General features: G+C 64.9%; 25 protein-coding genes and 2 tRNA genes. 16 read left to right on the plus strand and 11 right to left on the minus strand.

The genetic code is table 11. From position 1 onward, the window contains the following. The first annotated feature begins 89 nt into the window (after positions 1-89). Complete coding sequence (locus tag FAZ97_RS10815; protein WP_158758428.1) at positions 90-1,562, plus strand: NAD-dependent succinate-semialdehyde dehydrogenase; 1,473 nt, start codon at positions 90-92, stop codon at positions 1,560-1,562. Positions 1,563-1,644: 82 nt separating this feature from the next. After that, complete coding sequence (locus FAZ97_RS10820) at positions 1,645-2,319, plus strand: LysE family translocator (RefSeq protein WP_158758429.1); 675 nt, start codon at positions 1,645-1,647, stop codon at positions 2,317-2,319. 126 nt (positions 2,320-2,445) lie between these two features. Here the strand turns inward: FAZ97_RS10820 and FAZ97_RS10825 are convergent, their stop codons facing one another. Beyond that, the gene (locus tag FAZ97_RS10825; protein WP_158758430.1) at positions 2,446-2,751 is read right to left on the minus strand and encodes a hypothetical protein; all 306 of its coding nucleotides are present in this window, start codon (positions 2,749-2,751) and stop codon (positions 2,446-2,448) included. On the opposite strand from FAZ97_RS10825, the gene FAZ97_RS10830 reads away from it, so the two are divergent. After that, positions 2,729-3,031 carry a hypothetical protein gene (locus FAZ97_RS10830; RefSeq protein WP_158758431.1) on the plus strand — a complete coding sequence of 101 codons (303 nt, stop codon included), beginning with the start codon at positions 2,729-2,731 and terminating at the stop codon, positions 3,029-3,031. The genes FAZ97_RS10825 and FAZ97_RS10830 overlap by 23 nt on opposite strands. 147 nt (positions 3,032-3,178) lie before the next feature. On the opposite strand, the gene FAZ97_RS10835 is transcribed toward FAZ97_RS10830, so the two are convergent. Further along, positions 3,179-3,607 carry a hypothetical protein gene (locus FAZ97_RS10835; RefSeq protein WP_158758432.1) on the minus strand — a complete coding sequence of 143 codons (429 nt, stop codon included), beginning with the start codon at positions 3,605-3,607 and terminating at the stop codon, positions 3,179-3,181. A gap of 326 nt (positions 3,608-3,933) precedes the next feature. Between FAZ97_RS10835 and FAZ97_RS10840 the strand changes: the two genes are divergently transcribed. The 5 genes from FAZ97_RS10840 to trmB all read left to right on the plus strand — a co-directional run bounded on the left by FAZ97_RS10840 (position 3,934) and on the right by trmB (position 6,692). Then, positions 3,934-4,254, plus strand: a complete 321-nt coding sequence (locus FAZ97_RS10840) for an EthD family reductase (protein WP_158758433.1) — start codon at positions 3,934-3,936, stop codon at positions 4,252-4,254. A gap of 105 nt (positions 4,255-4,359) precedes the next feature. Then, positions 4,360-4,923, plus strand: a complete 564-nt coding sequence (locus FAZ97_RS10845; RefSeq protein WP_158758434.1) for a YggT family protein — start codon at positions 4,360-4,362, stop codon at positions 4,921-4,923. Between the two features lie 108 nt (positions 4,924-5,031). Beyond that, positions 5,032-5,106, plus strand: a tRNA-Gly gene (locus FAZ97_RS10850). A 249-nt stretch (positions 5,107-5,355) separates the two neighbouring features. Further along, on the plus strand, positions 5,356-5,565 hold the full coding sequence (locus FAZ97_RS10855) for a hypothetical protein (RefSeq protein WP_158758435.1): 210 nt from the start codon (positions 5,356-5,358) through the stop codon (positions 5,563-5,565). A gap of 350 nt (positions 5,566-5,915) precedes the next feature. Then, positions 5,916-6,692 (plus strand): tRNA (guanosine(46)-N7)-methyltransferase TrmB, encoded by a 777-nt coding sequence (trmB, locus tag FAZ97_RS10860; RefSeq protein WP_158758436.1) that lies wholly within the window; start codon positions 5,916-5,918, stop codon positions 6,690-6,692. Between the two features lie 58 nt (positions 6,693-6,750). Here trmB and FAZ97_RS10865 read toward each other — a convergent pair whose 3' ends face one another. The 3 genes from FAZ97_RS10865 to FAZ97_RS10875 form a co-directional block, all read right to left on the minus strand. After that, a complete protein-coding gene (locus FAZ97_RS10865) occupies positions 6,751-7,605 on the minus strand; it encodes an undecaprenyl-diphosphate phosphatase (RefSeq protein ID WP_158758437.1) in 855 nt (284 codons plus the stop codon). Between the two features lie 87 nt (positions 7,606-7,692). Then, positions 7,693-8,280: a DUF1439 domain-containing protein gene (locus tag FAZ97_RS10870; RefSeq protein ID WP_158758438.1), complete on the minus strand. Its 588-nt coding sequence runs from the start codon at positions 8,278-8,280 to the stop codon at positions 7,693-7,695. A gap of 80 nt (positions 8,281-8,360) precedes the next feature. Then, on the minus strand, positions 8,361-8,672 hold the full coding sequence (locus FAZ97_RS10875) for a YkgJ family cysteine cluster protein (protein ID WP_158758439.1): 312 nt from the start codon (positions 8,670-8,672) through the stop codon (positions 8,361-8,363). Between the two features lie 246 nt (positions 8,673-8,918). On the opposite strand from FAZ97_RS10875, the gene hemN reads away from it, so the two are divergent. The 3 genes from hemN to FAZ97_RS10890 all read left to right on the plus strand — a co-directional run bounded on the left by hemN (position 8,919) and on the right by FAZ97_RS10890 (position 10,927). Beyond that, positions 8,919-10,304, plus strand: coding sequence for an oxygen-independent coproporphyrinogen III oxidase (gene hemN, locus FAZ97_RS10880; RefSeq protein WP_158758440.1), 1,386 nt, complete (start codon positions 8,919-8,921; stop codon positions 10,302-10,304). A gap of 110 nt (positions 10,305-10,414) precedes the next feature. Next, positions 10,415-10,499 (plus strand) — tRNA-Leu (locus FAZ97_RS10885). A 206-nt stretch (positions 10,500-10,705) separates the two neighbouring features. Then, positions 10,706-10,927 (plus strand): hypothetical protein, encoded by a 222-nt coding sequence (locus FAZ97_RS10890; RefSeq protein ID WP_158758441.1) that lies wholly within the window; start codon positions 10,706-10,708, stop codon positions 10,925-10,927. Positions 10,928-10,948: 21 nt separating this feature from the next. Here the strand turns inward: FAZ97_RS10890 and poxB are convergent, their stop codons facing one another. Beyond that, positions 10,949-12,667, minus strand: coding sequence for a ubiquinone-dependent pyruvate dehydrogenase (poxB, locus tag FAZ97_RS10895; RefSeq protein ID WP_158759137.1), 1,719 nt, complete (start codon positions 12,665-12,667; stop codon positions 10,949-10,951). Positions 12,668-12,923: 256 nt separating this feature from the next. Between poxB and FAZ97_RS10900 the strand changes: the two genes are divergently transcribed. Continuing rightward, complete coding sequence (locus FAZ97_RS10900) at positions 12,924-13,631, plus strand: pseudouridine synthase (RefSeq protein WP_158758442.1); 708 nt, start codon at positions 12,924-12,926, stop codon at positions 13,629-13,631. Positions 13,632-13,786: 155 nt separating this feature from the next. Beyond that, positions 13,787-13,975: a hypothetical protein gene (locus FAZ97_RS10905; protein WP_042260822.1), complete on the plus strand. Its 189-nt coding sequence runs from the start codon at positions 13,787-13,789 to the stop codon at positions 13,973-13,975. Positions 13,976-14,009: 34 nt separating this feature from the next. Here FAZ97_RS10905 and FAZ97_RS10910 read toward each other — a convergent pair whose 3' ends face one another. After that, positions 14,010-15,095 carry an NAD-dependent epimerase/dehydratase family protein gene (locus tag FAZ97_RS10910; RefSeq protein WP_158758443.1) on the minus strand — a complete coding sequence of 362 codons (1,086 nt, stop codon included), beginning with the start codon at positions 15,093-15,095 and terminating at the stop codon, positions 14,010-14,012. A gap of 132 nt (positions 15,096-15,227) precedes the next feature. Between FAZ97_RS10910 and FAZ97_RS10915 the strand changes: the two genes are divergently transcribed. From FAZ97_RS10915 to FAZ97_RS10925, 3 genes are all read left to right on the plus strand, one after another. Continuing rightward, positions 15,228-16,259 carry a CDP-6-deoxy-delta-3,4-glucoseen reductase gene (locus tag FAZ97_RS10915; protein ID WP_158758444.1) on the plus strand — a complete coding sequence of 344 codons (1,032 nt, stop codon included), beginning with the start codon at positions 15,228-15,230 and terminating at the stop codon, positions 16,257-16,259. Between the two features lie 342 nt (positions 16,260-16,601). Further along, a complete protein-coding gene (locus tag FAZ97_RS10920) occupies positions 16,602-17,786 on the plus strand; it encodes an acetylornithine transaminase (protein ID WP_158758445.1) in 1,185 nt (394 codons plus the stop codon). Positions 17,787-17,804: 18 nt separating this feature from the next. Continuing rightward, positions 17,805-18,266, plus strand: coding sequence for a GNAT family acetyltransferase (locus tag FAZ97_RS10925; protein ID WP_158758446.1), 462 nt, complete (start codon positions 17,805-17,807; stop codon positions 18,264-18,266). A gap of 95 nt (positions 18,267-18,361) precedes the next feature. On the opposite strand, the gene FAZ97_RS10930 is transcribed toward FAZ97_RS10925, so the two are convergent. The 4 genes from FAZ97_RS10930 to FAZ97_RS10945 are packed head-to-tail and all read right to left on the minus strand — an operon-like array spanning position 18,362 to position 22,006. Further along, a complete protein-coding gene (locus tag FAZ97_RS10930; protein ID WP_158758447.1) occupies positions 18,362-19,078 on the minus strand; it encodes an ABC transporter ATP-binding protein in 717 nt (238 codons plus the stop codon). Further along, the gene (locus FAZ97_RS10935) at positions 19,078-19,854 is read right to left on the minus strand and encodes an ABC transporter ATP-binding protein (RefSeq protein WP_158758448.1); all 777 of its coding nucleotides are present in this window, start codon (positions 19,852-19,854) and stop codon (positions 19,078-19,080) included. Before FAZ97_RS10935 ends, FAZ97_RS10930 begins: the two co-directional genes overlap by 1 nt. 15 nt (positions 19,855-19,869) lie before the next feature. Continuing rightward, a complete protein-coding gene (locus tag FAZ97_RS10940; RefSeq protein WP_158758449.1) occupies positions 19,870-21,039 on the minus strand; it encodes an ABC transporter permease subunit in 1,170 nt (389 codons plus the stop codon). Between the two features lie 16 nt (positions 21,040-21,055). Next, positions 21,056-22,006: a branched-chain amino acid ABC transporter permease gene (locus FAZ97_RS10945; RefSeq protein WP_158758450.1), complete on the minus strand. Its 951-nt coding sequence runs from the start codon at positions 22,004-22,006 to the stop codon at positions 21,056-21,058. Between the last annotated feature and the right edge of the window lie 190 nt (positions 22,007-22,196).

Genomic DNA, 22,196 nt, shown 5'->3' on the forward strand with positions numbered 1-22,196 from the left:
GCGACGCCTTATCGCGACGCCGCACTTATCGCGTCACGTCTCGTGCATGGCATGAGTCGCGGCGCCAGTGAACCTGAGGAGACTCGAAGATGAGCTTGCCCGCATCGGAGCGCCTGACGCAACTGAACGATCCCGCCCTCTTCAAGACCCGCGCGTATATCGACGGCGAATGGAGTGGCGGCGCGGCCACGTTCGCCGTGCTCGACCCCGCCGACAACACCGAAATCGCGAGCTTGCCCGACTTCGGCGCCGACGAGGCGCATCGCGCCATCGCGGCCGCGAATGCCGCACTGCCGGCATGGCGCGCGAAGACGGGCAAGGAGCGCGCGGCCGTGCTGCGGCGCTGGTTCGACCTCGTGATCGAGCACGCCGACGACCTCGCCGCGATCATGACCGCCGAACAAGGCAAGCCGCTCGCCGAAGCGCGCGGCGAAGTGATCTACGGCGCGTCGTTCCTGGAGTGGTTTGCCGAAGAGGCCAAGCGCGTCAACGGCGATGTGCTCGCGAGCCCCGCCAACGACCGCAAGCTCGTCGTGCTCAAGCAGCCTATCGGCGTGTGCGCCTCGATCACGCCGTGGAATTTCCCGATCGCAATGATCACGCGCAAGGTCGCGCCAGCCATCGCCGCGGGTTGCACGATCGTCGTGAAGCCCGCCGAGCAAACGCCGCTTTCCGCGCTCGCGCTCGCCGAACTCGCGCAACGCGCCGGCGTGCCCAAGGGCGTGTTCAACGTGGTCACCGCCGACTCGGCGAACTCCATCGAGATCGGCAAAGCGCTGTGCGAAAGCGATATCGTGCGCCATCTCTCGTTCACCGGATCGACGCCGGTGGGCCGCATCCTCATGGAGCAGTGCGCGCCGACGGTCAAGAAAATCGCCCTCGAACTGGGCGGCCACGCTCCCTTTATCGTGTTCGACGATGCCGATCTCGACGCAGCCGTGGAAGGCGCGATGATCTCGAAGTATCGGAACGCGGGTCAAACCTGCGTCTGCACGAACCGCTTCTATGTGCACGACAAGGTGTACGACGCTTTCGTCGAAAGGCTCGCCGCCGCCTCACGCAAGATCAAGGTGGGCAACGGTTTCGAGGATGGCGTGAACCAGGGGCCGCTGATCGACGACGCGGCCGTCGCCAAGGTCGCGCAGCACATCAACGATGCAACCGCCCAGGGCGCGAGGCTCGTGGCGGGCGGCAAGGTCAGCTCGGGGCGCTACGTGGAACCCACCGTGCTCGCCGACGTCACGCGCGACATGCTGATCGCGCGCGAGGAAACCTTCGGCCCGGTCGCGGCGGTGTTGCGCTTCAGCGATGAAGCCGAAGTCGTCGGCCTCGCCAACGACACCGAATTCGGCCTCGCCTCCTACTTCTATAGCCGCGACATCGGCCGGGTCTGGCGCGTGGCGGAAGCGCTCGAGTACGGTATGGTCGGGATCAACACCGGGCTCATTTCGAACGAGGTCGCGCCGTTTGGCGGCGTGAAGCAGTCGGGCCTCGGGCGCGAGGGATCGAAGTACGGCATCGACGAATATGTCGAACTGAAGTATCTGTGCATCGGCGTTTGAAGCACGTTTGAACCGCGACGCGCGCTCGGCTGCGATGCGCGCGTGCACGGCACGTAGTCCATACCAACAAGAAATCGTTTTCATGTCTCACGTTTCCCTGCTTTCCGACGGCTTTTTTCTGTCGCTTTCGCTTTGCCTCGACATCGGTCTCGTCAACGTCGCCATCATCTCGCTCACGCTCACGCACGGCTTCCGTTCGGGCTTCTGGCTGGGACTCGGCTCGTGCTTGGGCGACCTCATCTATGCCGCGCTCGCGCTCGCGGGCATGGCCGCGCTGCTGCAGTTTTCTGCCGTGCGCTGGGTCGTGTGGATAGGCGGGTCCGCCCTGCTGCTCATGCTCACCTGGAAGATGGCACGCGAAGCGCTCAATCCGGCATCGGCGCCGCCCGTGGAAGGCGAAGCCGATATCGCCGCGCCGCTGCCCAACCCGTGGCGCAGCTTCGGGCGCGGCGTGCTGCTCGCGCTCTCGTCGCCGAGTGCGATTCTCTGGTTTGCCGCGGTCGGCGGTGCGCTCATCGCAAAGTCGGGGGCGACGAGCGCCGGCGCGGCGTCGCTCTTTCTACTGGGCTTTTTTGCGGGCGGCCTCGGCTGGACCTTGTTTCTTTGCGGACTGGCGAGTCACGGCCGCAAACGCGCCGGAACTGGCCTGCTGCGCGCCTGCCACGTCCTTTCGGCGCTGCTGTTCGCGTACTTCTCGTACAGCGTGATCGTGCACGGCTATCGCGACCTGATCCTGCAGGGCGCGGGCGCGGCGTAATCCGCGTCACGCTCGCTGCGCAGGCGGTGAAAGCGAAAACCAAAAACAAACAGCGCAACGCGGCGTGAGCCAGCGTTGCGCTGTTCGTGAAACTTGCGGCAGGGCGGCGCGGGCCGCCCGTCACGCTCAACGACGGTAGTAGCCGTGACCGTAGTACCCGTGGCCGTAATAGCCGCGGTAGTAGCCGTGATGCCAGTACGGACGGCCGTAATAACCGCCAACCACGACGGCAGGCGGCGGCGCGTACACCACCGGCGGCGGCGCGTAGACCACGGGCGGAGGCGGCGGCGCGTAGACCGGCGCAGCATAGACGGGATAAGCCGGGGCCACCGGAATGCCAATGCCGATACCCACCGAGACGTGCGCCTGGGCCGCGCTGACGAACCCCACACCCAGCGCGGCGGCAACGATGAACGATACGGTCTTTTTCACTTCTCTTCTCCTGGCGGCCGCCAGCGGCGACGCGCATATAACGGGCACAGCCCACGCATTCAATGTATCGAAAATGGCGGCCGTCATTGGTAGCCATTTGTTTCGAATTGCAATGCAATTTGGGGGCCGCTTAATAGCGCGTCAAGCCCAGTGGGCGCGGCTGCCGCGAAAGATCGCCGCACAGGCGCCCGGCAACGACGCCATTCGTTACAAAAACGAGGGCGCTGTCATTGTTACTTGCACGAAGGTATCGGGAGGCAAGTCTCCCGGTAATGTTTGATTACAAATTGGTTGACGGGCTTACGTTCGAACTGCAGCCGCCGGCGCGCGGCGAGTCTGTAAACGACGATGCCCGGTCCTAAAACCGGGCATCTCATCCGACTAGCCGGCGGCGCACAGACCGCGCCGCCCTGGAACACACTCTCCGCTATCCGACCTTCACGTAAGTGAACTCGCGCGTGACGCTCGGTGGCACATAGGCGCCGCTGATGCGAACGCGCGGCGTCAGGCGCTTCTTCTGATCCCACCAGCGGCGACGCTGAAAGGGCGTGAGAAACCGCAGATGCTTTCGGTAAGCGAAGATGCTCATGGTGAACTCCCCGAATCGGACTACCGACAGGAACAAACCCAATTGCGCGACTGCAACAACGAAACCGAAACGATGAAAAGTATTGTGCTCAGATTTCGCGACAAAAATGGCCGTGTTGCGAGATAGCGTCACGAGCGCCGTATATGCGCAGCGCACTGTTCGTTGCGGCTTCCCCGTGCTGGGTTTGGGTGCGTACACGGGTACGCCGCGCCCAACAGCAGAAATCGTGCCGCGCACGCCGGGCGACGTCGCGCCCGTCAGTGTCATTTGTAGTCGCACCGTCAGCGCGTGCTCGGTACGAAAGCGAACATTTCTCGCGCCGCGCGGCTGCGGCGCAACACTCGGGTCGTAAGTTCGCTGTCTGACGCGGTCTGTCGGAAACACTGTAGCCGTTCGCAGAAAAGCCTGCTGCGAGTGCAGCCAATCCGCACGGCGCGCACGCCAGAAGCCGCTGCCGCAGCAGCGCGCGAAGCCGGCGCGGCGGCATCGCGCGCGCATCCTGGCGAGGCGTAAGCCGTGGTAATGTGGCGACGGCGCGCGCATCGCGATGGCACGTAGTGCGCGCCCACCGGACTCACCGACGAGAACGCACAATGATCAAGGTCAGCATCCTCTATCCGTATCGCGAGAACGGGCGTTTCGACACCGAGTACTACTGCACGCACCACATGCCGCTCGCGGCAAAGCTCTTTGGCGATTCGCTCAACGGCTGGTCGGTCGACATCGGCATCAATGCGGGGCCGCCGGGCACGCCGCCGCCGTACGTCGCTGCCGGACACTTTCTGTTCGAGACGATGGACGCGTTCTACGCAGCGTTTCAACCGAATGCCGACACACTCCTCGACGACATTCCCAACTATACCGACGGCGGAAATGGCAGCATTCTGATCAGCGAGGTCAAGGTGTCCGTCTGACGTGCCCCGCTCGACCTGTTAAAGCGAGCGGACTTCGACCAGACCTTTCATCGGCCGCCACACGCCAGGCGCGCTGCCACCCAACACAAGAAGGAAACAACACCGATGTTCGGCGATATCGCCCGCTTTCTGCTCAATACGGTCTTCACGCTGTTCGGCGCCGCCTTGCTGCTGCGCGCCTGGCTCCAGTACGTGCGAGTGCCGCCGTACAACCCCGTGACCCACGCGATCCAGCAGGTCACCAACTGGCTGGTGCTGCCGCTTCGGCACGTGATTCCCGGCGTGCGCGGCATCGACTGGGCAAGCGTGGTCGCCGCGCTGATCGCGTCCATTGCCTACGTGCTGCTGATGGTATGGATCGCGGGCGTGGACCCCCTGGCTCTTCTGCCGACGCTGCTCATCGTTGCCGTGCTCACGCTCGTGAAATGGGCGCTCAACCTGCTGATCTGGCTGACGATCCTGATGGCGCTGCTCTCGTGGCTCAATCCGCGCTCGGCGGCGATGCCCGTGCTGTTTCAGCTGACGGCGCCGTTCCTCAACCCGCTGCGCCGTATCCTGCCGAACCTGGGCGGCCTCGATCTCTCGCCGATTCTGCTCTTCGTGATCGTGCAGGTGCTGCTGATGGTAGTCACGCGCGCGGCTGTTTCGCTCACGCTGTTTGGCATCTGAGCATCTGCCTGCGCACGCTTAGTGCACCCGGCGGCGCGCCCCGCGCGCCGCGTCGTTTGACCGCGTCATTGCGCAATACCGCCAAAACCGCGTAAAATGGCGCGCTCTGCGGGCGTCGTATAATGGCCATTACCTCAGCTTCCCAAGCTGATGACGTGGGTTCGATTCCCATCGCCCGCTCCACGTCGGCTGGCCGACCTCTCTTCGAGGCCTGGACTTTCGAACTGCGCCCCTCCCGGGACGCCTTGCCCGCCCGACCGGCACCTGCCGGGCACGACCTGAATTCCTCCGTTGCACATTGCACTCTGGCGCTCCTCGGGTCCTCGCGCACGCGCCACGAGCAGGTCCGCCGACACGCATTTCGCTCGACTGCCGCATAACGACTCGCTGCGCGCCTTCTGGCGCACCAGTCCTCCGATGGATCAATTTTTCATGTCCCGGCCGAGCGCGATCGCCCTGATCGTGCGCTCGCGCAAATCCCTTCTCGCCGACGCCGACGAACACCCATCTGCCGAAGCCGAGCGCCTGCGCGCCGCGGCCGCCGACCTCACGCGCCTCCTGCTCGACGTGCGCGCCGGGCGTATGAACGCGTTCGAGCTGAACGAACCCACGCGCATGCGGGTCGTCGTTTCGGCCGATTGAGGCGCCGCAGCGAGCAGACGGCGCCCCGCTGCAGCCAGCCGCCAGACCCGTGCGAGTGCGCTGATATAATGCGCGACGGCTTTGGAGCCGCTGCGCTTCGAGTGTGCCGCGCCCGCCTCGCCGGGCCGAAGGCCGCCGCCGACGCCGGCGAACGCCAAAGCGGCCCACAAGGCATCACAAGGCATCAGGCCACGCCGGGCCGCCTCGCGCCCGGCAATATGCTGCCCCGGATGGCCTGCGAAATGGCTCGCAACAAGGGCCTGCACCGAGGCCCGCACCGAGCCGAAGGCACAGCCTGCCCCGATTATCGACAGCCGCGAAATCCGCCGCTCTCACACCCACCCGCGAAGATGAATCACGATCCCAACGACGACGCCCGTCCCGAAAGCACGCCGTCAGACGACGCCGCCTCCGACACGAATGCGCAATCCGGGGCGCCCGCCAGCGACGCGCTGCACCACCGCCGCATTCGCAGCTTCGTGACCCGCGCCGGCCGCGTATCGACCGGCCAGCGCCGCGCGATGGATGAACTCGGCCCGCGCTTCGTCGTGCCCTACGCGCCGGCAGCCGCCGACTGGGACGCCGTGTTTGAGCGGCACGCACCGCGCATTCTGGAGATCGGTTTCGGGATGGGCGCGAGCACGGCGGAAATCGCCGCATTGCGCCGCGAGGACGACTTCCTCGGCGTCGAGGTCCATGAACCCGGCGTGGGCGCGCTGCTCAAGCTGATCGGCGAGCAGAACCTGGAGAACATCCGCATCATCCAGCACGACGCGGTTGAAGTGCTCGAGCACATGATCGCGCCCGCGAGCCTCGACGGCGTGCACATCTTTTTCCCCGATCCGTGGCACAAGGCACGCCACCACAAGCGCCGCCTGATTCAGCCGAAGTTCGTCGCGCAACTCGTTTCGCGCTTGAAGCCGGGCGCGTACCTGCATTGCGCAACCGACTGGCAGAACTACGCCGAGCAGATGCTTGAAGTGCTCAGCGCGGAGCCTGCGCTCGAGAACACGGCCGCCGACTACGCGCCGCGCCCCGACTACCGCCCGGTGACGAAATTCGAGCGCCGCGGCCTGCGGCTCGGTCACGGCGTGTGGGATCTCGTGTTCCGCCGCCGCGCGGACTGAAACCGGGAATCCTGCAGTCAAACGGGCGCCGTGAAGTCACGCGGCGCCCGTTGTGTTTTTAGTCGTCCCAGCCGAGGCCGCCGCCATAGCCGAACAGCAGGATCACAAGACCGAAAGCGATGCGGTACCAGGCGAAGGCGGTGAAGTCGTGCGACGCGACGTAGCGCAACAGCCAGCGCACACAGGCAAACGCACTCACGAACGCGGCGACGAAGCCGATGCCGAAGAGCCCGAGCCAGTCCACGGAAAGCTCGTGCCAGCTCTTGTACAGCTCGTACACGGTCGCGCCAAAGATCACGGGAATCGCAAGGAAGAACGAGAACTCGGTCGCGACGCGCCGCTCGAGGCCGAACAGCATCGCGCCGATGATGGTCGACCCCGAGCGCGACATGCCTGGAATCAGCGCGCAGCACTGCGCGCAACCCACCTTGAACGCGTCGAGCGGCGTGATCTCGTCAATCGAGTTCACGCGTGCGCTGCGTTGCGCAGCGACCGGCAGCCCCTTTGGCCCGCGCAGGCGATTTTCGACCCACAGGATGATGAGGCCGCCGCCAACCAGCGCGAACGCGACCGGCACCGGCGCGAAGAGAACCGACTTGATCGCCTTCTCGAACATCAGACCGAGCACGACTGCCGGAATCGTGGCGACGATCACGTTGAGCGCGAAGCGCCGCGCATCGGGCCGCGAGGGCAACCCCACCACGACCTCGCCGATCTTGCGCCGGAACTCCCAGCACACGGCGAGGATCGCGCCGAACTGGATCACCACGTAGAAGGTCTTCGCGTACTCGCCTTCGAAGTTGAGCAAGCTGCCAACGACGATCAGATGCCCGGTGCTCGAAACGGGCAGAAATTCCGTCAGCCCCTCGACGATGCCGAGAATCAGGGCCTTGCAGGTCAAAATCCAGTCCATCCCTTTTTTCCCTCTTTTTGAGCGTCGGGACGGCGCACGCCGCGCCACGCGACCGACGACGGCCGCGTGCGCTGGCGTTTCGTCTGCTTACTTCTCGACGATCTGCACGCGTATGCCGTTTGTAAGGATGGTGATTGTACCGGGTTCGTAGTTGACTCCGGCAAATTGAAGCTGCTCGGGCTTGAACGTGTAGACCGGATAGTTGTTGAGCAACTGGGTGGCGACAAGCGCGGCGACGGCGCTCACCTGTGGCGCGTAGGCGGCGGCGTTGCCTGTCATGTCGACGCCATCGACCGAAGGCGAGCGCAGCACCACGGCGCGGCTCGCGCTGTCGTAGGCAAGTTCGCTCGACACGGTGAACGCGCCGCTCACGGGCTGCTGCATCAGCGGGCTTTCTAGGTGGGCGTCGAGCCGCACGGCCACGCGGTTGCGATCGGGCTGCAGCGTCACGACAGGGTTCGTGAGCGAGACATCGAAAATCTGCTGCATCGAGCGGTGATAAGGAAACTTGCGCTGCACCGCGTCCTGCACCTGCTGCTGCGAAAACGTGTAGTGATCGGGAATGAACGGGAAAATCCCCGTCGCACACGCGCCGAGCGACATCGCCGCCCCCGCCGCAGCGCAGGCTGTGAACAGGAAGGCGCGCCGGGAAACGCGCGTTGCGGTGTGGGCCATGCGAAATCTCCTTGTTTAGCCGGGTTTGACGCGCCGTCATTCTGGCGCATAACGGCGGCCCGACGCAGTTTGCGCCTGGTTCAGCGCGTGGCCGGCGCCTGCGATTGCGGCTGGGTTTGCGCCTCGAGACGTGTGAGCCAGACGATGGCCTCCTCGCGCGACGCCCCACACATCTCGGGCTGCGGCTGCAGCCCCGAGCAGCACGCCGGGCGCAACGGCGAGCCGAAGATCATGCAGCGCAGGTCCTCGCCGAGTTGAACGCAGCGCACGCCGGCCGGCTTGCCTTCGGGCATGCCCGGAATCGGGCTCGTAATGGACGGCGCAATGCAGCACGCGCCGCAACCTGGACGACATGCATGTGCTGAGACATCGGCGGGAAAAACGGTACTCACTTCGGCTTCCTGGAACTCTGACAAATTGTGTCCGCGGCAATTGGGATCGCGACACCCTGCGCTCCGACGGAGCAGACGCATTGTGCCATCGCCCGCATGCGACCTTTTTACACAATCGCTTTCTCCTACCCGCTCGTACACTTTGTCCATCTGGCGCTGTAGGACAAGGGACAGGCCACCTGTGCGCGGCGTTCCGCGGCGCCGGACGCTGCCCAGCCGTGCGCCGCCCTTCCCAGTGAGCCTTGCATGTGCGACGCAGACCTGCTCTTTCGCCCCGACCTGCTTGCCAAATACGGCGCCAACGGCCCGCGCTACACGTCCTACCCCACCGCCCTGCAGTTCCGCGACGACTTCGATACCGCCGACTACCGCCGCGCGGCTGCCGATCCGGGCGCAAGCGATACCGATCTCTCGCTGTACTTCCATGTTCCGTTCTGCGACACCGTCTGCTTCTATTGCGGCTGCAACAAGGTCATCACGAAGAACCGCAGCCGCGCGAAGCCGTACCTCGCGCAGATGATCCGCGAAGTGGAACTGCAGGCGGCCCTATTCGACACGAAGCGGCCCGTTTCTCAGCTGCATTGGGGCGGCGGCACGCCCACCTTCCTCTCGCTGGACGAAATGAGCGAGCTCATGGGCGCCACGCGTGAACACTTCGCGCTGCAGCCCGACGACGCCGGCGAATACTCGATCGAAATCGACCCGCGCGAAGCCACGGCGCAGACCATCGCGCATCTGCGCTCGCTCGGCTTTAACCGGCTGAGCCTGGGCGTTCAGGACTTCGATCCGGTCGTGCAGAAGGCGGTCAACCGCATTCAGCCACTCGAGCTGACCGTCGACGTCATGAACGCCGCGCGCGCGAACGGCTTCGAGTCGGTCAGCGTCGATCTGATCTACGGTCTGCCGCACCAGAACGTGCAAACCTTCCGCCGCACGCTCGAAACGATGCTGCTGCTCGCGCCCGATCGCATCTCGGTGTTCGGCTACGCGCACATGCCGCATTTGTTCAAGATGCAGCGTCAGATGGACGAAGCCGCCATGCCCACGCCCGCGGAGCGCATGGCGCTGTTAAGGCTCGTGGTCGAACAGCTCACAGAGGCGGGCTACGTGTACATCGGCATGGATCATTTCGCGCTGCCCACCGACGAACTCGCGCGCGCGCAGGCGCAACGCACGCTGCATCGCAATTTCCAGGGTTACAGCACGCGCGCCGACTGCGACCTGATCGGCTTTGGCGCTTCGGCGATCGGCAAGGTCGGCGACGTCTACGCGCAGAACGCGAAGGACCTGATCGGCTACGGCGCGGCCATTGACGCGGGCAGGCTCGCGACCGCGAAAGGCGTGCGCCTGACTGCCGACGACCGTCTGCGCCGCGACATCATTACGGAACTCATGTGCAATCTCGAACTGCGTTACGACGAGTTCGAGGCCGCTTACGGCGTGCGTTTTCCGGCGACCTTTGCGACCGAACTCGATCGGCTGCGCGAATTCGAACGCGACGGGCTCGTCGCGCGCAGCGCCGACCGGCTCGAGGTGCTGCCGGCGGGGCGCATGCTGGTGCGCAATATTGCGATGGTGTTCGACCGCTACCTTGGCGCACAACGGCCCGAGCGGTTCTCGCGAACGATCTGACGGCTTGCTGCGGCCGTGTGGTTGCCTGAGTGGGCAATTTGCGTCATAATCTACGGCTACTTCGAGCGCTTGCATATTTGCGCTCCGGTACAAGAAGCACGCAAGCACACGCCTCGGTGGTGAAATTGGTAGACGCGCCGGACTCAAAATCCGGTTCCGAAAGGAGTGCCGGTTCGATTCCGGCCCGAGGCACCAGAATGCCTTCCGGCAGACTTCAGCAAGTACCGCCGGAATCCTGAAACCCGCGAAAGCTCATGGCTTCGCGGGTTTTTTGTTGCCCGCTCGAAAGCGACACACCCTGCTTTGGACAAAGATCAAGCATCCTGCAGATGTCGCGTGTCTTGCCGCACCTCGCTGCTATCGTTATCGAAGATATTGAGATAGCGAACCGGGAGCGCACGATGGACCGCATTTTCATGACACGCGAGGACGCCATCCGCATCCTCATCGAGGCTCACGAATCGGTTTCCGGCCGAACCGCAGCGGCGCTGATCAAATCGGGCAACGACAGATCCGCGAGGATCGAAGCGCTGGAAAGGTTGCTGCTCGACGTACGCGCTGGCCGGGTCGATGAATTTATCACCAACCCGGAGGACAGCACCTGCGTCTCGATCACTGACTGACGCAGGTCTGCCGCACGAGTCTCAGCGCAGATTCGTCTGCGCCAGTTCCACCACCTCATCGCCTCGCCCGCTCAGCACCGCGCGCAACATGTAGAGGCTGAACCCCTTCGCGTGCGCCCACTGCAGCTTTGGCGGCATGGCCAGTTCGTGCTTCGTCGTCACCACGTCGACGAGCGCCGGACCTGCGTGAGCGAACGCCGCGCGCAACCCCTCGTCGAGTGCTTCGGACGTCTCCACGCGCACGCTGAAGAGGCCCGCGCCTTTCGCAATATCCGCGAAGTTGGTCTCCACCAGATCGGTGCCCGTCTCCACGTAGCCTCCGGCCTTCATCTCCATCGCGACAAAACCGAGCGAGCCATTATTCAGGACAACGATCTTGATCGGCAAATCGAGCTGGCGCGCTGTAAGAATGTCACCGAGCAGCATCGACAGGCCGCCATCGCCGGAGAGCGACACCACCTGGCGCCCGGCGTGCGCAGCCTGCGCGCCGAGCGCCTGCGGCATGGCGTTCGCCATCGAGCCGTGGTTGAACGAGCCGTGCAGTCGACGCCGGCCATTCATCGTCAGATAGCGTGCGGCCCAGAGCGTTGGCGTGCCAACGTCGACCGCGAAGATCGCATCGTCCTCGGCCAGCGCGTCGAGCCGCGCCACCACGTACTGCGGATGAAGCGGCTTGCCCGCGGCTGCCGGGCGCGCGAGTTCGTCGAGCCCCTTGCGCGCGTTCGCGTAGTGCTCGCGCGCGCGGTCGATAAAACGCCGGTCGGTCTTGCGCGTGAGCTTCGGCGTGAGCGCACGCAACGTTTCGCGCACGTCGCCGACGAGTCCGAGCGTGAGCGGCGCGCGCTTGCCGAGCGCGGCGGCGTCGCGGTCGATCTGCACGACGTTCGCGTGCTGCGGATAGAAGTTGCGATACGGGAAGTCGGTGCCGAGCATGACGAGCGTGTCGCACGACATCATCGCGTGGTAGCCCGAGCTGAAGCCGATCAGCCCGGTCATGCCCACATCGTAGGGGTTATCCCATTCGACGTACTGCTTGCCGCGCAGCGCATGCACCGTCGGCGCGCCGAGCGCGTCCGCGAAGGCCACCACTTCGTCATGCGAGCCCTTGCAGCCGCTTCCGCACAGCAGCGTCACCGCTTCGGAGCGATTGAGCAACTCGGCGAGCCGGTCGATATCCGCCGACGAAGGCAAGGTCGCCGGACGCGCCGCCTGGGCCCATGCCGGCTCCTCGTCCGACGCTTCCAGCAGCGCCACGTCGCCCGGCAGCACGATCACGGCGACGCCCTTCTGGTCGATCGCCGTGCGCAGCGCGGTGTCGAGCACGCGAGGGAACTGCGAGGCGTTCGTCACCAGTTCCACGTAATGGCTGCACTCGCGGAACAGTTCGGTCGGGTGCGTCTCCTGGAAATAGCCGAGGCCGATTTCCGTCGACGGAATGTGCGCCGCGATTGCGAGCACCGGCGAACGGTTGCGATGGCAGTCGTAGAGTCCGTTGATGAGATGCAGGTTGCCGGGCCCGCAACTGCCCGCGCATACCGCGAGCCGGCCGGTTGCCGCGGCTTCGGCGCCCGCCGCGAAGGCGGCGACTTCTTCGTGCCGCGTATGCATCCAGCGGATGGTGCCGAGCTTGCGCAGGCTTGCCGACAAGCCGTTCAGGCTGTCGCCCGTCACGCCCCAAATACGCTCGACGCCAACTGCCTCGAGTGTTTTCGCCAGATGATCCGCTATCGTCTTCGCCATGGTGTTCTCCACGTGAGCCGTATGGCGCAGCGCGCACACCGAGGCCGGGCGCTGCGCGAGAAGAAAATTGGGGGCAATCAAGCAGGCATCCTGGCCGTGCAACCCGGCCGGGCCTGCCAATACCACGCGTTACGTTACGCCATCCGCCCGGAATGCGCGGTCAAGCCGTGCGCGGCACGGCGGCACGGCGTGCGCGGGGGCACGCGAGCGTTCGCGACGGATAAAATACCCGGCTCTGCGCTGCTCGCCGTCCGTCATGAATCTCGAAAGCATTCTCTTCACCCAGGGTTTCGGCTCACGCCGCCAGTGCCGCGCGCTGATCGCCGACGCGCGGGTCGCCGTCGCGGGCGAGCCGTGCACCAACCCGCTCGCCACGTTCGACACGGCGGACCTCGTCTTCAGCGTGGACGGCACGCCGTGGCCGTTTCACGAGCGCGCGTACATTGCGCTCAACAAGCCCGCGGGCTATGAGTGCTCGCGCGATCCGCAGCATCACCTGAGCGTGTTTCATCTGCTGCCGCCGCAGTTGGCGGAGCGCAACGTACAGTGCGTCGGCCGCCTCGATCAGGATACGACCGGCCTCCTGCTGCTTTCCGACGATGGCCAGTTCGTCCACGCCCTCACGTCGCCCAAGCGCAAGGTGCCGAAGGTCTACGTGGCGACAACCCGCCATCCGCTCGACGAAGCCCAGTTGACCGCCCTGCGCAAAGGCGTGCTGCTGCACGGCGAACGCGAGCCTAGCGCCGCCGTCGCCGCAAACGCACGAGGCGACCACGAGCTGGAGCTGATCGTGCTCGAAGGCAAATATCACCAGGTCAAACGGATGGTGGCGGCGGCCGGCAACCGGGTCGAGGCGCTGCACCGCGAGCGCTTAGGCGGCTTTGCCCTGCCCGCCGGACTGGCTCCGGGCGCCTGGCAATGGCTCGACGCCGTCGCGCTCGACGCGTTGCGCAACAAGGGGTAAACCACCACTGAGCCGCGCGGGCGCACGCTGCTCAGTGTGTTGACGCACCGATGCTTGCAAACAGGCATCGCTTTCGCCGCGCTGCAGCATGTCCTTGCCGAGCTTCCGCCCTATACTCGTCTCAAGAACGATTACAAGTTGCAAGGAGGGGCATCATGATCATCAACGGGTCATTCGAAATCTCATTCGTGTTGATGGCATTCATGGCGCTTGGGGCGGTTCTGATCGGGGGCCTGCTCGCGTCGATGCATATGCGGCATCAGTACCATCCGAACCTCATCGGGGCGCTCATCGGGGCGCTATTGTGCTTCCTCCTGCTCGAAGCGCTGCCGGCCATCACGTGAACGGCACGCTTTGCGCCGCGCCGCCCGCCCGCAGTCACGGGTGCGGCGGCCGCGTGCGCAAGAACGCATCCACATCCGGATAACGCAAACGCACGCCCAGTTCGCGCTTGAGCCGCGTATTGTCGAGCCGGCGCGACTCGCGCATGAACGACAGCAAGACAGGTTCGAGTTCGCGCTCGGCCTGCGCGCGGCTCACGCGCGGCGCGCGCGCAAGTCCGAAGGCATCGGCTACGCGGTCGAAGTACTCGCCCATCTTCAGTTCGCTGTCGTCCGTTGCGTGGATCGTGCGCCCCGGGCGGCCTCGTGTCGCGAGGCGCAGCAGAATCGCCGCGAGATCGTCCGCGTGGATGTGGCTCGTGTAGACGTCGTCGCTCGCGACAAGCGCCGGCGTGCGCTTCTCGAGCCGTGCGAGCGGAAGGCGGTTCGCTGCGTATATGCCCGGAATGCGCGCGATCATGGCGATCAGCGCGCCGCCGCGCGCCGTTGCGCGCCGCAGTTGCCGTTCGGCCGATACCCGGCGTTTGGCGCGAGCGTTGGCGGGCCGCACCGCGCGGGTTTCGTCGATACGCGCGCCACCGCAATCGCCGTACACACCCGTCGTGCTCGCGTAGACGAGCGTCGTGCGTTCGAGGCGCTTGCGCCGGGTGCGCGAAAACCGCCGGATGCGCTCGGGTACAATAACGGATGCTCCAAAGCCTGCGGCCGGGCCGAAAGCGCTACGGCGCATGCGGCCCACGAGAGAACGCAATGGGGGCCGCAATGCGCGCGGCGCCACGCCCGCCAGCGCAGGCCGCGCCCTCGCACGGCGACGCGCCGCGAGTGCTGCGATCAGGCGGCGCGTGCGCAGGTCGTCGTCGCCGGTTTTTTGCGGCGGAGCGAGGTGCAGGACGGTGCGAGCCAGGCCCGCGATCCGCGCGAGGCTCGCGCGGGAATCGAGGTCGCCGCGCACCGGCGTTGCGCCCGCGGCCCGTACCGCGTCCGCGCGCTCGGCACGGCGCGTGAGCGCAAAAACGCGCGCGCGGTCTGGCCGCTCGCGCAACTGAGCGACGCAGCGCAGGCCGACGTCGCCGCAACCGACAATCAGGATGCGCGCACGGCGCAAGGTTCGTGTGGCAATCATGGTGGAACCATTTTAGCGGCCCGGGCCTCTCGGCGAGGCCCGGCAAGCAAACGCGGACACTAGCCGGGAACTGCCCGGAAAGGGCCCGCGCCCGGAATCAACCCTCGGATACAGACTTACGCTTCCCTGAATATGGCTTTCAACGTAACGCTCAAGCAAAGCGGCCGGCAATTCCAGGTCGAGCCCGACGAACCCATTCTCAACGCGGCCCTGCGCCAGGGCATCGGCCTGCCGTATGGCTGCAAGAACGGCGCTTGCGGCTCGTGCAAGGGCACGGTATGCCACGGCGAAGTCGAGCAGCGCGCTCACGCGGCTTCGGCGCTGTCCAATGACGAAAGAACGCGCGGCATGGCCCTCTTCTGCTGCGCGACGGCGCAAACCGACCTCGAAATCGACATCCGCGAAGTGGCGGGCGTGGGCGACATGCAGGTGCGCAAGCTGCCTACCCGCATCGCCGCCATCGAACGCAAGGCTGACGACGTCGTCGTCCTCAAGCTGCAATTGCCCGCCAATGAGCGCCTGCAGTATCTCGCCGGCCAGTACCTCGAATTCATCCTCAAGGACGGCACGCGCCGCAGCTACTCCATGGCGAGCGCGCCGCACGAGGAAGGCCCGATCGAGCTGCACATCCGCCACATGCCGGGCGGCAAGTTCACCGACCACGTCTTCTCGCAGATGAAGGAGCGCGACATCCTGCGCTTCGAAGCGCCGCTCGGCACCTTCTTCCTGCGCGAGGAGTCGGACAAGCCCATCGTGCTGCTCGCCTCGGGCACCGGCTTCGCGCCGCTCAAGGCGATCGTCGAGCACGCGGTCTACAAGAGCCTCAACCGCCCGATGACGCTCTACTGGGGCGCGCGCCAGAAGAAGGACCTGTACCTGATGGACCTCGCCGCGCAATGGGCGAAGGACATCCCGAACTTCCGCTTCGTGCCGGTGCTCTCCGAACCCGCCGCCGACGACAACTGGACCGGCCGCACGGGCTTCGTGCACCGCGCCGTGATCGAGGACCTGCCGGACCTCTCGGGCTACCAGGTCTACGCATGTGGCGCGCCGGTGATGGTCGAGTCGGCGCAGCGCGACTTCACGCAGCACCACGGCCTGCCCGAAGACGAGTTCTACGCGGACTCGTTCACGAGCGCCGCGGACCTCGCGAACGCCGTCTGAGCGTCGTGCGGGCGGGTCGTTGCGTGCACAATGCAACGACCCGCATCGACCGGCAAAGCGGGCCGTCACGAAAAATTCTTCGGCCGCCTGGAAAAATTCGGCACATTGACGGTTTACATCGCCATTCGGCTTGTCGTATTCTTGCGGCCATGAACTGCATCCTGTCTGCCCTCCGACGTCGCCGCTCGCCCCATCTCTAGGGCCTGGCTACTCGCGGACGCGCGTTGCATTCTCAACGCACAGCAAGTTCGAATCACGAAAGCCACGGCCAGTCCGTGGCTTTTTGTTTTTCCGCCGTATCTTCTTTAACCCTTTAGCAGCCCCAACGCGGAGCCCGTTGCCATGAATTATTCCGAGTACCCGATCGAGTCGCTGATGTACATCACCAACCGGCCCGAAATCGTTTTCACGCATGGCAAGGGGTCGTGGCTCTACGACAACGAAGGCAAGCGCTACCTGGACTTCATCCAGGGCTGGGCCGTCAACAGCCTCGGGCACTGCAACGAAGGCATGATCGAGGCGCTGGAGAAGCAGTCGCGCCTGCTCATCAACCCGTCGCCGGCCTTCTACAACGAGCCGATGGCGAAGCTCGCGGGCCTGCTCACCGAGCACAGCTGCTTCGACAAGGTGTTCTTCGCCAACAGCGGCGCCGAAGCCAACGAAGGCGCGATCAAGCTCGCGCGCAAGTGGGGCAAGAAGCATCGCGACGGCGCGTACGAGATCATCACGTTCGACCACAGCTTCCACGGCCGCACGATCGCGACGATGTCGGCAAGCGGCAAGCCGGGCTGGGACACGATCTACGCGCCGCAAGTGCCGGGCTTCCCGAAGGCCGACCTGAACGATATCGCCTCGGTTGAAAAGCTCATCAACGCGAAGACCGTCGCCGTGATGCTCGAACCGATCCAGGGCGAAGGCGGCGTGATTCCCGCCACGCGCGAATTCATGCAGCAACTGCGCGCGCTCACGAAGAAGCACGGCATCCTGCTGATCGTCGACGAAGTGCAAAGCGGCTGCGGCCGTGCCGGCACCCTCTTCGCCTACGAACTCTCGGGCATCGAGCCGGACATCATGACGCTCGGCAAGGGCATCGGCGGCGGCGTGCCGCTGGCGGCGCTGCTCGCGAAGAAGGAGATCGCCGTATTCGAAGCGGGCGACCAGGGCGGCACCTACAACGGCAACCCGCTGATGACGGCCGTGGGCTATTCGGTGATCTCGCAACTGGTTGCGCCGGGCTTCCTCGAAGGCGTGCGCGCTCGCGGCGAGTATCTGCGTGAAAAGCTGCTCGAACTTTCGGCTGAACGCGGCTTCCAGGGCGAGCGTGGCGAAGGCTTGCTGCGTGCACTGCTGCTCGGCAAGGACATCGGGCCGGAGATCGTCGAGAAGGCGCGCCTCATGCAACCCGACGGCCTGCTGCTCAACGCCGCGCGTCCGAACCTGCTGCGCTTCATGCCGGCGCTCAATGTGACGACGCAGGAAATCGACCAGATGATGGCGATGCTGCGTACGATTCTCGACTCGCTGTGAGCGGACGGAGCACGAGCGATGTCCGTCACGATCCGCGTGTTCAGCGAAACCGATACGGAAGCGGTGATCGCGCTCTGGCTGCAGGCGTTTCCCGAGTACAACGACACGAGCCGCCCGCATCGCAATCCACGTCTGTCGATCGCGAAGAAGCTCGGCACACAGCCGGAGCTTTTCTTCGTCGCCACGCGCGACATCGACGGCGTGCTCGTCGGCACGGCGATGGCCGGTTACGACGGGCATCGCGGCTGGCTCTATTCGGTCGCCGTCGCCCCTGAAGCGCGGCGCCATGGTCTCGGCACGCGGCTCGTGCGTCATGCGGAAGGCGCGCTCGCCGAGATGGGCTGCCTGAAGCTCAACCTTCAGGTGCTCACCGACAAGGCCGATGTGCTCGCATTCTATGAACGGCTCGGCTATCGCGCCGACGCCGTGGTGAGTCTCGGCAAGCGGCTCGCCGTGCAGGAGTCCGAAGCGGTCGTCTGAGCCTTGTTGGCCGACGCCATGAAAAAAACCGCATGGGTTTCGCACCCATGCGGCTTTTGTTTTATGCGGCCGCGAGGACCGCAATGCGAGCCAGTTTACTCGCCCAGGTACGCTGCGCGCACCTTCGGGTCGTCGAGCATTTGCTTCGCTTCGCCTTCCATCGTCACAAGACCCGAGTCCATCACGTAACCGCGATTGGCGGCCTGCAGCGCGAGGCGTGCGTTCTGCTCCACGAGCAGCACCGTAATGCCTTCCGACGAGATCGTGCGCACCACCTCGAAGATCTTCTCGACCATGATCGGCGAGAGACCCATCGAAGGCTCGTCGAGCAACAGAAGCTTCGGCTTGCTGATGATCGCGCGCGCCATGGCCAGCATCTGCTGCTCGCCGCCCGAGAGCGTGCCCGCGAGCTGCGTGGCGCGTTCCTTCAGGCGCGGGAAGAAGCCGAACATGCGATCGACGTCCTTCTGGATGCCGTCGTTGTCGCTGCGCAGGTACGCGCCCATCTGCATGTTTTCGAGAATCGACATGCGCGCGAAGATGCCGCGGCCTTCCGGCACCATCGCGAGGCCCCGCTTGAGCAGCTCGTACGCCGGCACGCCCTTGATCGACTGGCCCATGTACTCGATGTCGCCCGCCGAGTACGGCTTCAGACCCGTGATCGCCTTCATGGTCGTGGTCTTGCCCGCGCCGTTCGCGCCGATCAGCGTGACGAGTTCGCCCTGGCGAACTTCCATGTCCACGCCCTTGACCGCCTGGATCCCGCCGTAGTTGACCTGCAGACCCTTGATTTTCAGAACCGATGTCGACATCAGTGAACCCCCGCACCCAGATATGCCTCGATCACCTTCGGGTCCTTCTGCACGTCTTGCGGCAGCCCTTCGGAGATCACCTTGCCATAGTCGAGCACTGTCATCCGGTTGCACAGGCCCATCACCAGTTTCACGTCGTGCTCGATCAGCAGGATGGTCTTGCCATCGGCGCGGATCTTGTCGAGCAGGCGCGTGAGTTCGACCTTCTCGGTCGCGTTCATGCCGGCCGCCGGCTCGTCGAGCGCGAGCAGCTTCGGATCGGTCGCGAGCGCGCGCGCGATTTCCAGACGGCGCTGGTGGCCGTACGAGAGATTGCGCGACGTGTAGTCCGCGTACTGCGCGATGCCCACGTATTCGAGCAGTTCGATCGCGCGTTCCTTGATCTCGCGCTCTTCCTTGCGTTCCGACGGCGTTTGCAGCACCGCGCCGATCAGGCCGTGCTTCGTGCGCACGTGGCGGCCGACCATCACGTTTTCGAGCGCGGTCATGCCGCCGAACAGGCGAATATTCTGGAACGTACGCGCAATGCCGGCCTGCGCCACCTGATAGACGGCGGTCGGCGTATAAGCCGTGCCGTCGAGCTTGAACTCGCCCGAATCAGGCGTGTAGAGACCGGTGATCACGTTGAAGAACGTGGTCTTGCCGGCGCCGTTCGGACCGATCAGGCCGTAGATCGTGCCTTCCTCGATCTGCAGGCCGACGTCGGACAGCGCCTGCAGGCCGCCGAAGCGCTTGTTCACGCCCTTCACGGACAGGCGAATGGATTTGTTGCTCATATTCTGTTCTCCCCGTTATGCGCGAATCGGCTTCTTGCTGGCGCGCTTGGCGATCTTCGCGATCTTGTCCTCGTGCTTCGCCGCGGGCCACAGGCCTTCCGAGCGATACAGCATGATGACGACCATGGCGAGGCCGTAGAGCAACTGGCGGATGACTTCCGTATCGACGATTTCGTGGCCGAACAGCATGTGCTGGAGCGGACCCATGGTCGAGCGCAGGAACTCGGGGAAAACGGCGAGCAGCACGGCGCCGAGGATCACGCCGGGGATGTGGCCCATGCCGCCCAGCACCACGCAGGCGAGCACGACGACCGATTCCCAGAACGTGAACGATTCCGGCGACACGAAGCCCTGGAACGCACCGAACATCGCGCCCGACAGACCGCCGAACGACGCGCCCATCGCGAACGCGAGCAGCTTGACGTTACGGGTGTTGATGCCCATGGCCTTGGCGGCGATTTCGTCTTCGCGGATCGCGGCCCATGCACGGCCGATGCGCGAGTGCTGGAGGCGCGTACACACCCAGATCACGAGCAGCGCGCAGATCACGAACACGTAGTAGTACATGTACACCGACGTGAACGTGAAGCCGAGGATCTCGTGCGGCTGCGCGAGGTTGAAGCCGAACACCTGCAGCGGCGCGACACCGGTTATCCCCTGCGGCCCGTTGGTGATGTTCACCGGACGGTCGAGGTTGTTCATGAAGATACGAACGATTTCCCCGAAGCCCAGGGTCACGATGGCGAGGTAGTCGCCACGCAGACGCAGCGTCGGCGCGCCGAGCAGCACGCCGAAGATGGCGGCGAGCGCCATGGCGCACGGCACCACGATCCAGTACGGGGTATGCAGGCCGCCCGGGAACATGCTGGCGATCCACGCGAATTGCGTGGTGAGGTGCGGCGAAGTCAGCAGCGCAGCGACGTAGGCGCCTACCGCGTAGAACGCGATGTAGCCCAGGTCCAGGAGGCCGGCGAAGCCCACCACCACGTTCAGGCCTAGCGCGAGCATCACGTAGAGCATCGCGAAGTCGAGCACGCGCACCCAGTAGTTGCCGCCCGCGGCGCCGACCACGAAGGGCAGCGCGGCAACGACGATGGCCGTCACGACGCCCACTGCGAGCGTCTTCGTCGTGTTCTTTTCGGGGATGAGCGTCGTCGACGGCTCGATCGGTTGAATTGAAGTCATGTTGTGCTACTCCCTCTTATGCGCGGTCCGCGACACGTTCGCCCAGAAGCCCCGACGGACGGAACACGAGCACGACGATCAGCACGATGAATGCGAAGACGTCCTGATAGTTACTGCCGAACACCCCGCCGGTCAGGTTGCCGATGTAGCCTGCGCCGAGCTGCTCGATGAGACCGAGCACCACGCCGCCGACCATCGCGCCGCCGAGGTTGCCGATACCGCCCAGCACGGCTGCCGTAAAGGCCTTCATGCCGGGGATGAAACCCATGTAGAAGTGCGCGTTGCCGTATTCCGAGGCGATCATCACGCCGGCCAGCGCTGCGAGCGCCGAGCCGATCATGAACGTGGCCGAGATCACGAAGTTCGGGTTCACGCCCATCAGCGAGGCATTGTTCGGGTTCTCGGCGATCGCACGCATCGCGCGGCCGAGCTTGGTCTTGTGCACGAGGAGCAGCAGCCCCGCCATCACGAGGAACGCGACCACGATGATGACGATTTCCGTCATCGAGATCACGGCGCCCACGCCGGTCTCAGTCGGCTTGATGACGTTGATCGGATCGGTCGAGATGAGCTGGGGGAACGCGAGCGGATTACGGCCCCAGATGATCATGGCGAGCGTCTGCAGCAGGATCGACACACCGATCGCGGTGATCAGCGGTGCGAGGCGCGGCGCGCGGCGCAGCGGCCGGTAGGCGACCTTTTCGATCGTGTACCCGACGCCCGCACACACGACTGCCGCGACGGCAAGGGCTATGCACAGCGTGGGGATGTTCCCGAGGCCCGGGAAGTGATTGTGGAGCACGTTGATCGCGGAGAGCGCAACCATGGCGCCCACCATGAGCACGTCGCCGTGCGCGAAGTTGATGATGCCCAGAATCCCGTACACCATGGTGTAGCCCAGTGCGATGATGGCGTAGATGCTGCCAAGCACCAGCCCATTCAGGATCTGCTGGATGAAAATATCCATTTAATGCTCCTTAGCCCGTGCAACCGGATTCGCGCTCGTCATCGGCCGGTGGGCGATGTTTTACGGAACCGCAACGACACTTTCGGGTATTGAAGTAAAAACCGGTAACGGTTGGCCGCCCTGGTTCGCGTTGCCGCTGTGTTGCAGCGGCAGGCTCGCCAAAAGCGGATGCAAAAACGGCACCGTCGGA

The sequence above is a fragment of the Paraburkholderia acidiphila genome (assembly GCF_009789655.1).
GTDB classification, from domain to species: Bacteria; Pseudomonadota; Gammaproteobacteria; order Burkholderiales; family Burkholderiaceae; genus Paraburkholderia; species Paraburkholderia acidiphila.

Coding starts and splice junctions, on each gene's coding strand:
- FAZ97_RS10835 (WP_158758432.1), bottom strand. CDS start 3,607: ATGACACTGACGGGCGCGACGTCGCCCGGCGTGCGCGGCACGATTTCT.
- FAZ97_RS10905 (WP_042260822.1), top strand. CDS start 13,787: ATGATCATCAACGGGTCATTCGAAATCTCATTCGTGTTGATGGCATTC.
- FAZ97_RS10855 (WP_158758435.1), top strand. CDS start 5,356: ATGTCCCGGCCGAGCGCGATCGCCCTGATCGTGCGCTCGCGCAAATCC.
- FAZ97_RS10820 (WP_158758429.1), top strand. CDS start 1,645: ATGTCTCACGTTTCCCTGCTTTCCGACGGCTTTTTTCTGTCGCTTTCG.
- FAZ97_RS10945 (WP_158758450.1), bottom strand. CDS start 22,006: ATGGATATTTTCATCCAGCAGATCCTGAATGGGCTGGTGCTTGGCAGC.
- FAZ97_RS10925 (WP_158758446.1), top strand. CDS start 17,805: ATGTCCGTCACGATCCGCGTGTTCAGCGAAACCGATACGGAAGCGGTG.
- poxB (WP_158759137.1), bottom strand. CDS start 12,667: ATGGCGAAGACGATAGCGGATCATCTGGCGAAAACACTCGAGGCAGTT.
- FAZ97_RS10940 (WP_158758449.1), bottom strand. CDS start 21,039: ATGACTTCAATTCAACCGATCGAGCCGTCGACGACGCTCATCCCCGAA.
- FAZ97_RS10900 (WP_158758442.1), top strand. CDS start 12,924: ATGAATCTCGAAAGCATTCTCTTCACCCAGGGTTTCGGCTCACGCCGC.
- FAZ97_RS10935 (WP_158758448.1), bottom strand. CDS start 19,854: ATGAGCAACAAATCCATTCGCCTGTCCGTGAAGGGCGTGAACAAGCGC.
- FAZ97_RS10815 (WP_158758428.1), top strand. CDS start 90: ATGAGCTTGCCCGCATCGGAGCGCCTGACGCAACTGAACGATCCCGCC.
- FAZ97_RS10865 (WP_158758437.1), bottom strand. CDS start 7,605: ATGGACTGGATTTTGACCTGCAAGGCCCTGATTCTCGGCATCGTCGAG.
- hemN (WP_158758440.1), top strand. CDS start 8,919: ATGTGCGACGCAGACCTGCTCTTTCGCCCCGACCTGCTTGCCAAATAC.
- FAZ97_RS10910 (WP_158758443.1), bottom strand. CDS start 15,095: ATGATTGCCACACGAACCTTGCGCCGTGCGCGCATCCTGATTGTCGGT.
- trmB (WP_158758436.1), top strand. CDS start 5,916: ATGAATCACGATCCCAACGACGACGCCCGTCCCGAAAGCACGCCGTCA.
- FAZ97_RS10870 (WP_158758438.1), bottom strand. CDS start 8,280: ATGGCCCACACCGCAACGCGCGTTTCCCGGCGCGCCTTCCTGTTCACA.
- FAZ97_RS10840 (WP_158758433.1), top strand. CDS start 3,934: ATGATCAAGGTCAGCATCCTCTATCCGTATCGCGAGAACGGGCGTTTC.
- FAZ97_RS10915 (WP_158758444.1), top strand. CDS start 15,228: ATGGCTTTCAACGTAACGCTCAAGCAAAGCGGCCGGCAATTCCAGGTC.
- FAZ97_RS10920 (WP_158758445.1), top strand. CDS start 16,602: ATGAATTATTCCGAGTACCCGATCGAGTCGCTGATGTACATCACCAAC.
- FAZ97_RS10845 (WP_158758434.1), top strand. CDS start 4,360: ATGTTCGGCGATATCGCCCGCTTTCTGCTCAATACGGTCTTCACGCTG.
- FAZ97_RS10830 (WP_158758431.1), top strand. CDS start 2,729: ATGAACGATACGGTCTTTTTCACTTCTCTTCTCCTGGCGGCCGCCAGC.
- FAZ97_RS10930 (WP_158758447.1), bottom strand. CDS start 19,078: ATGTCGACATCGGTTCTGAAAATCAAGGGTCTGCAGGTCAACTACGGC.
- FAZ97_RS10890 (WP_158758441.1), top strand. CDS start 10,706: ATGGACCGCATTTTCATGACACGCGAGGACGCCATCCGCATCCTCATC.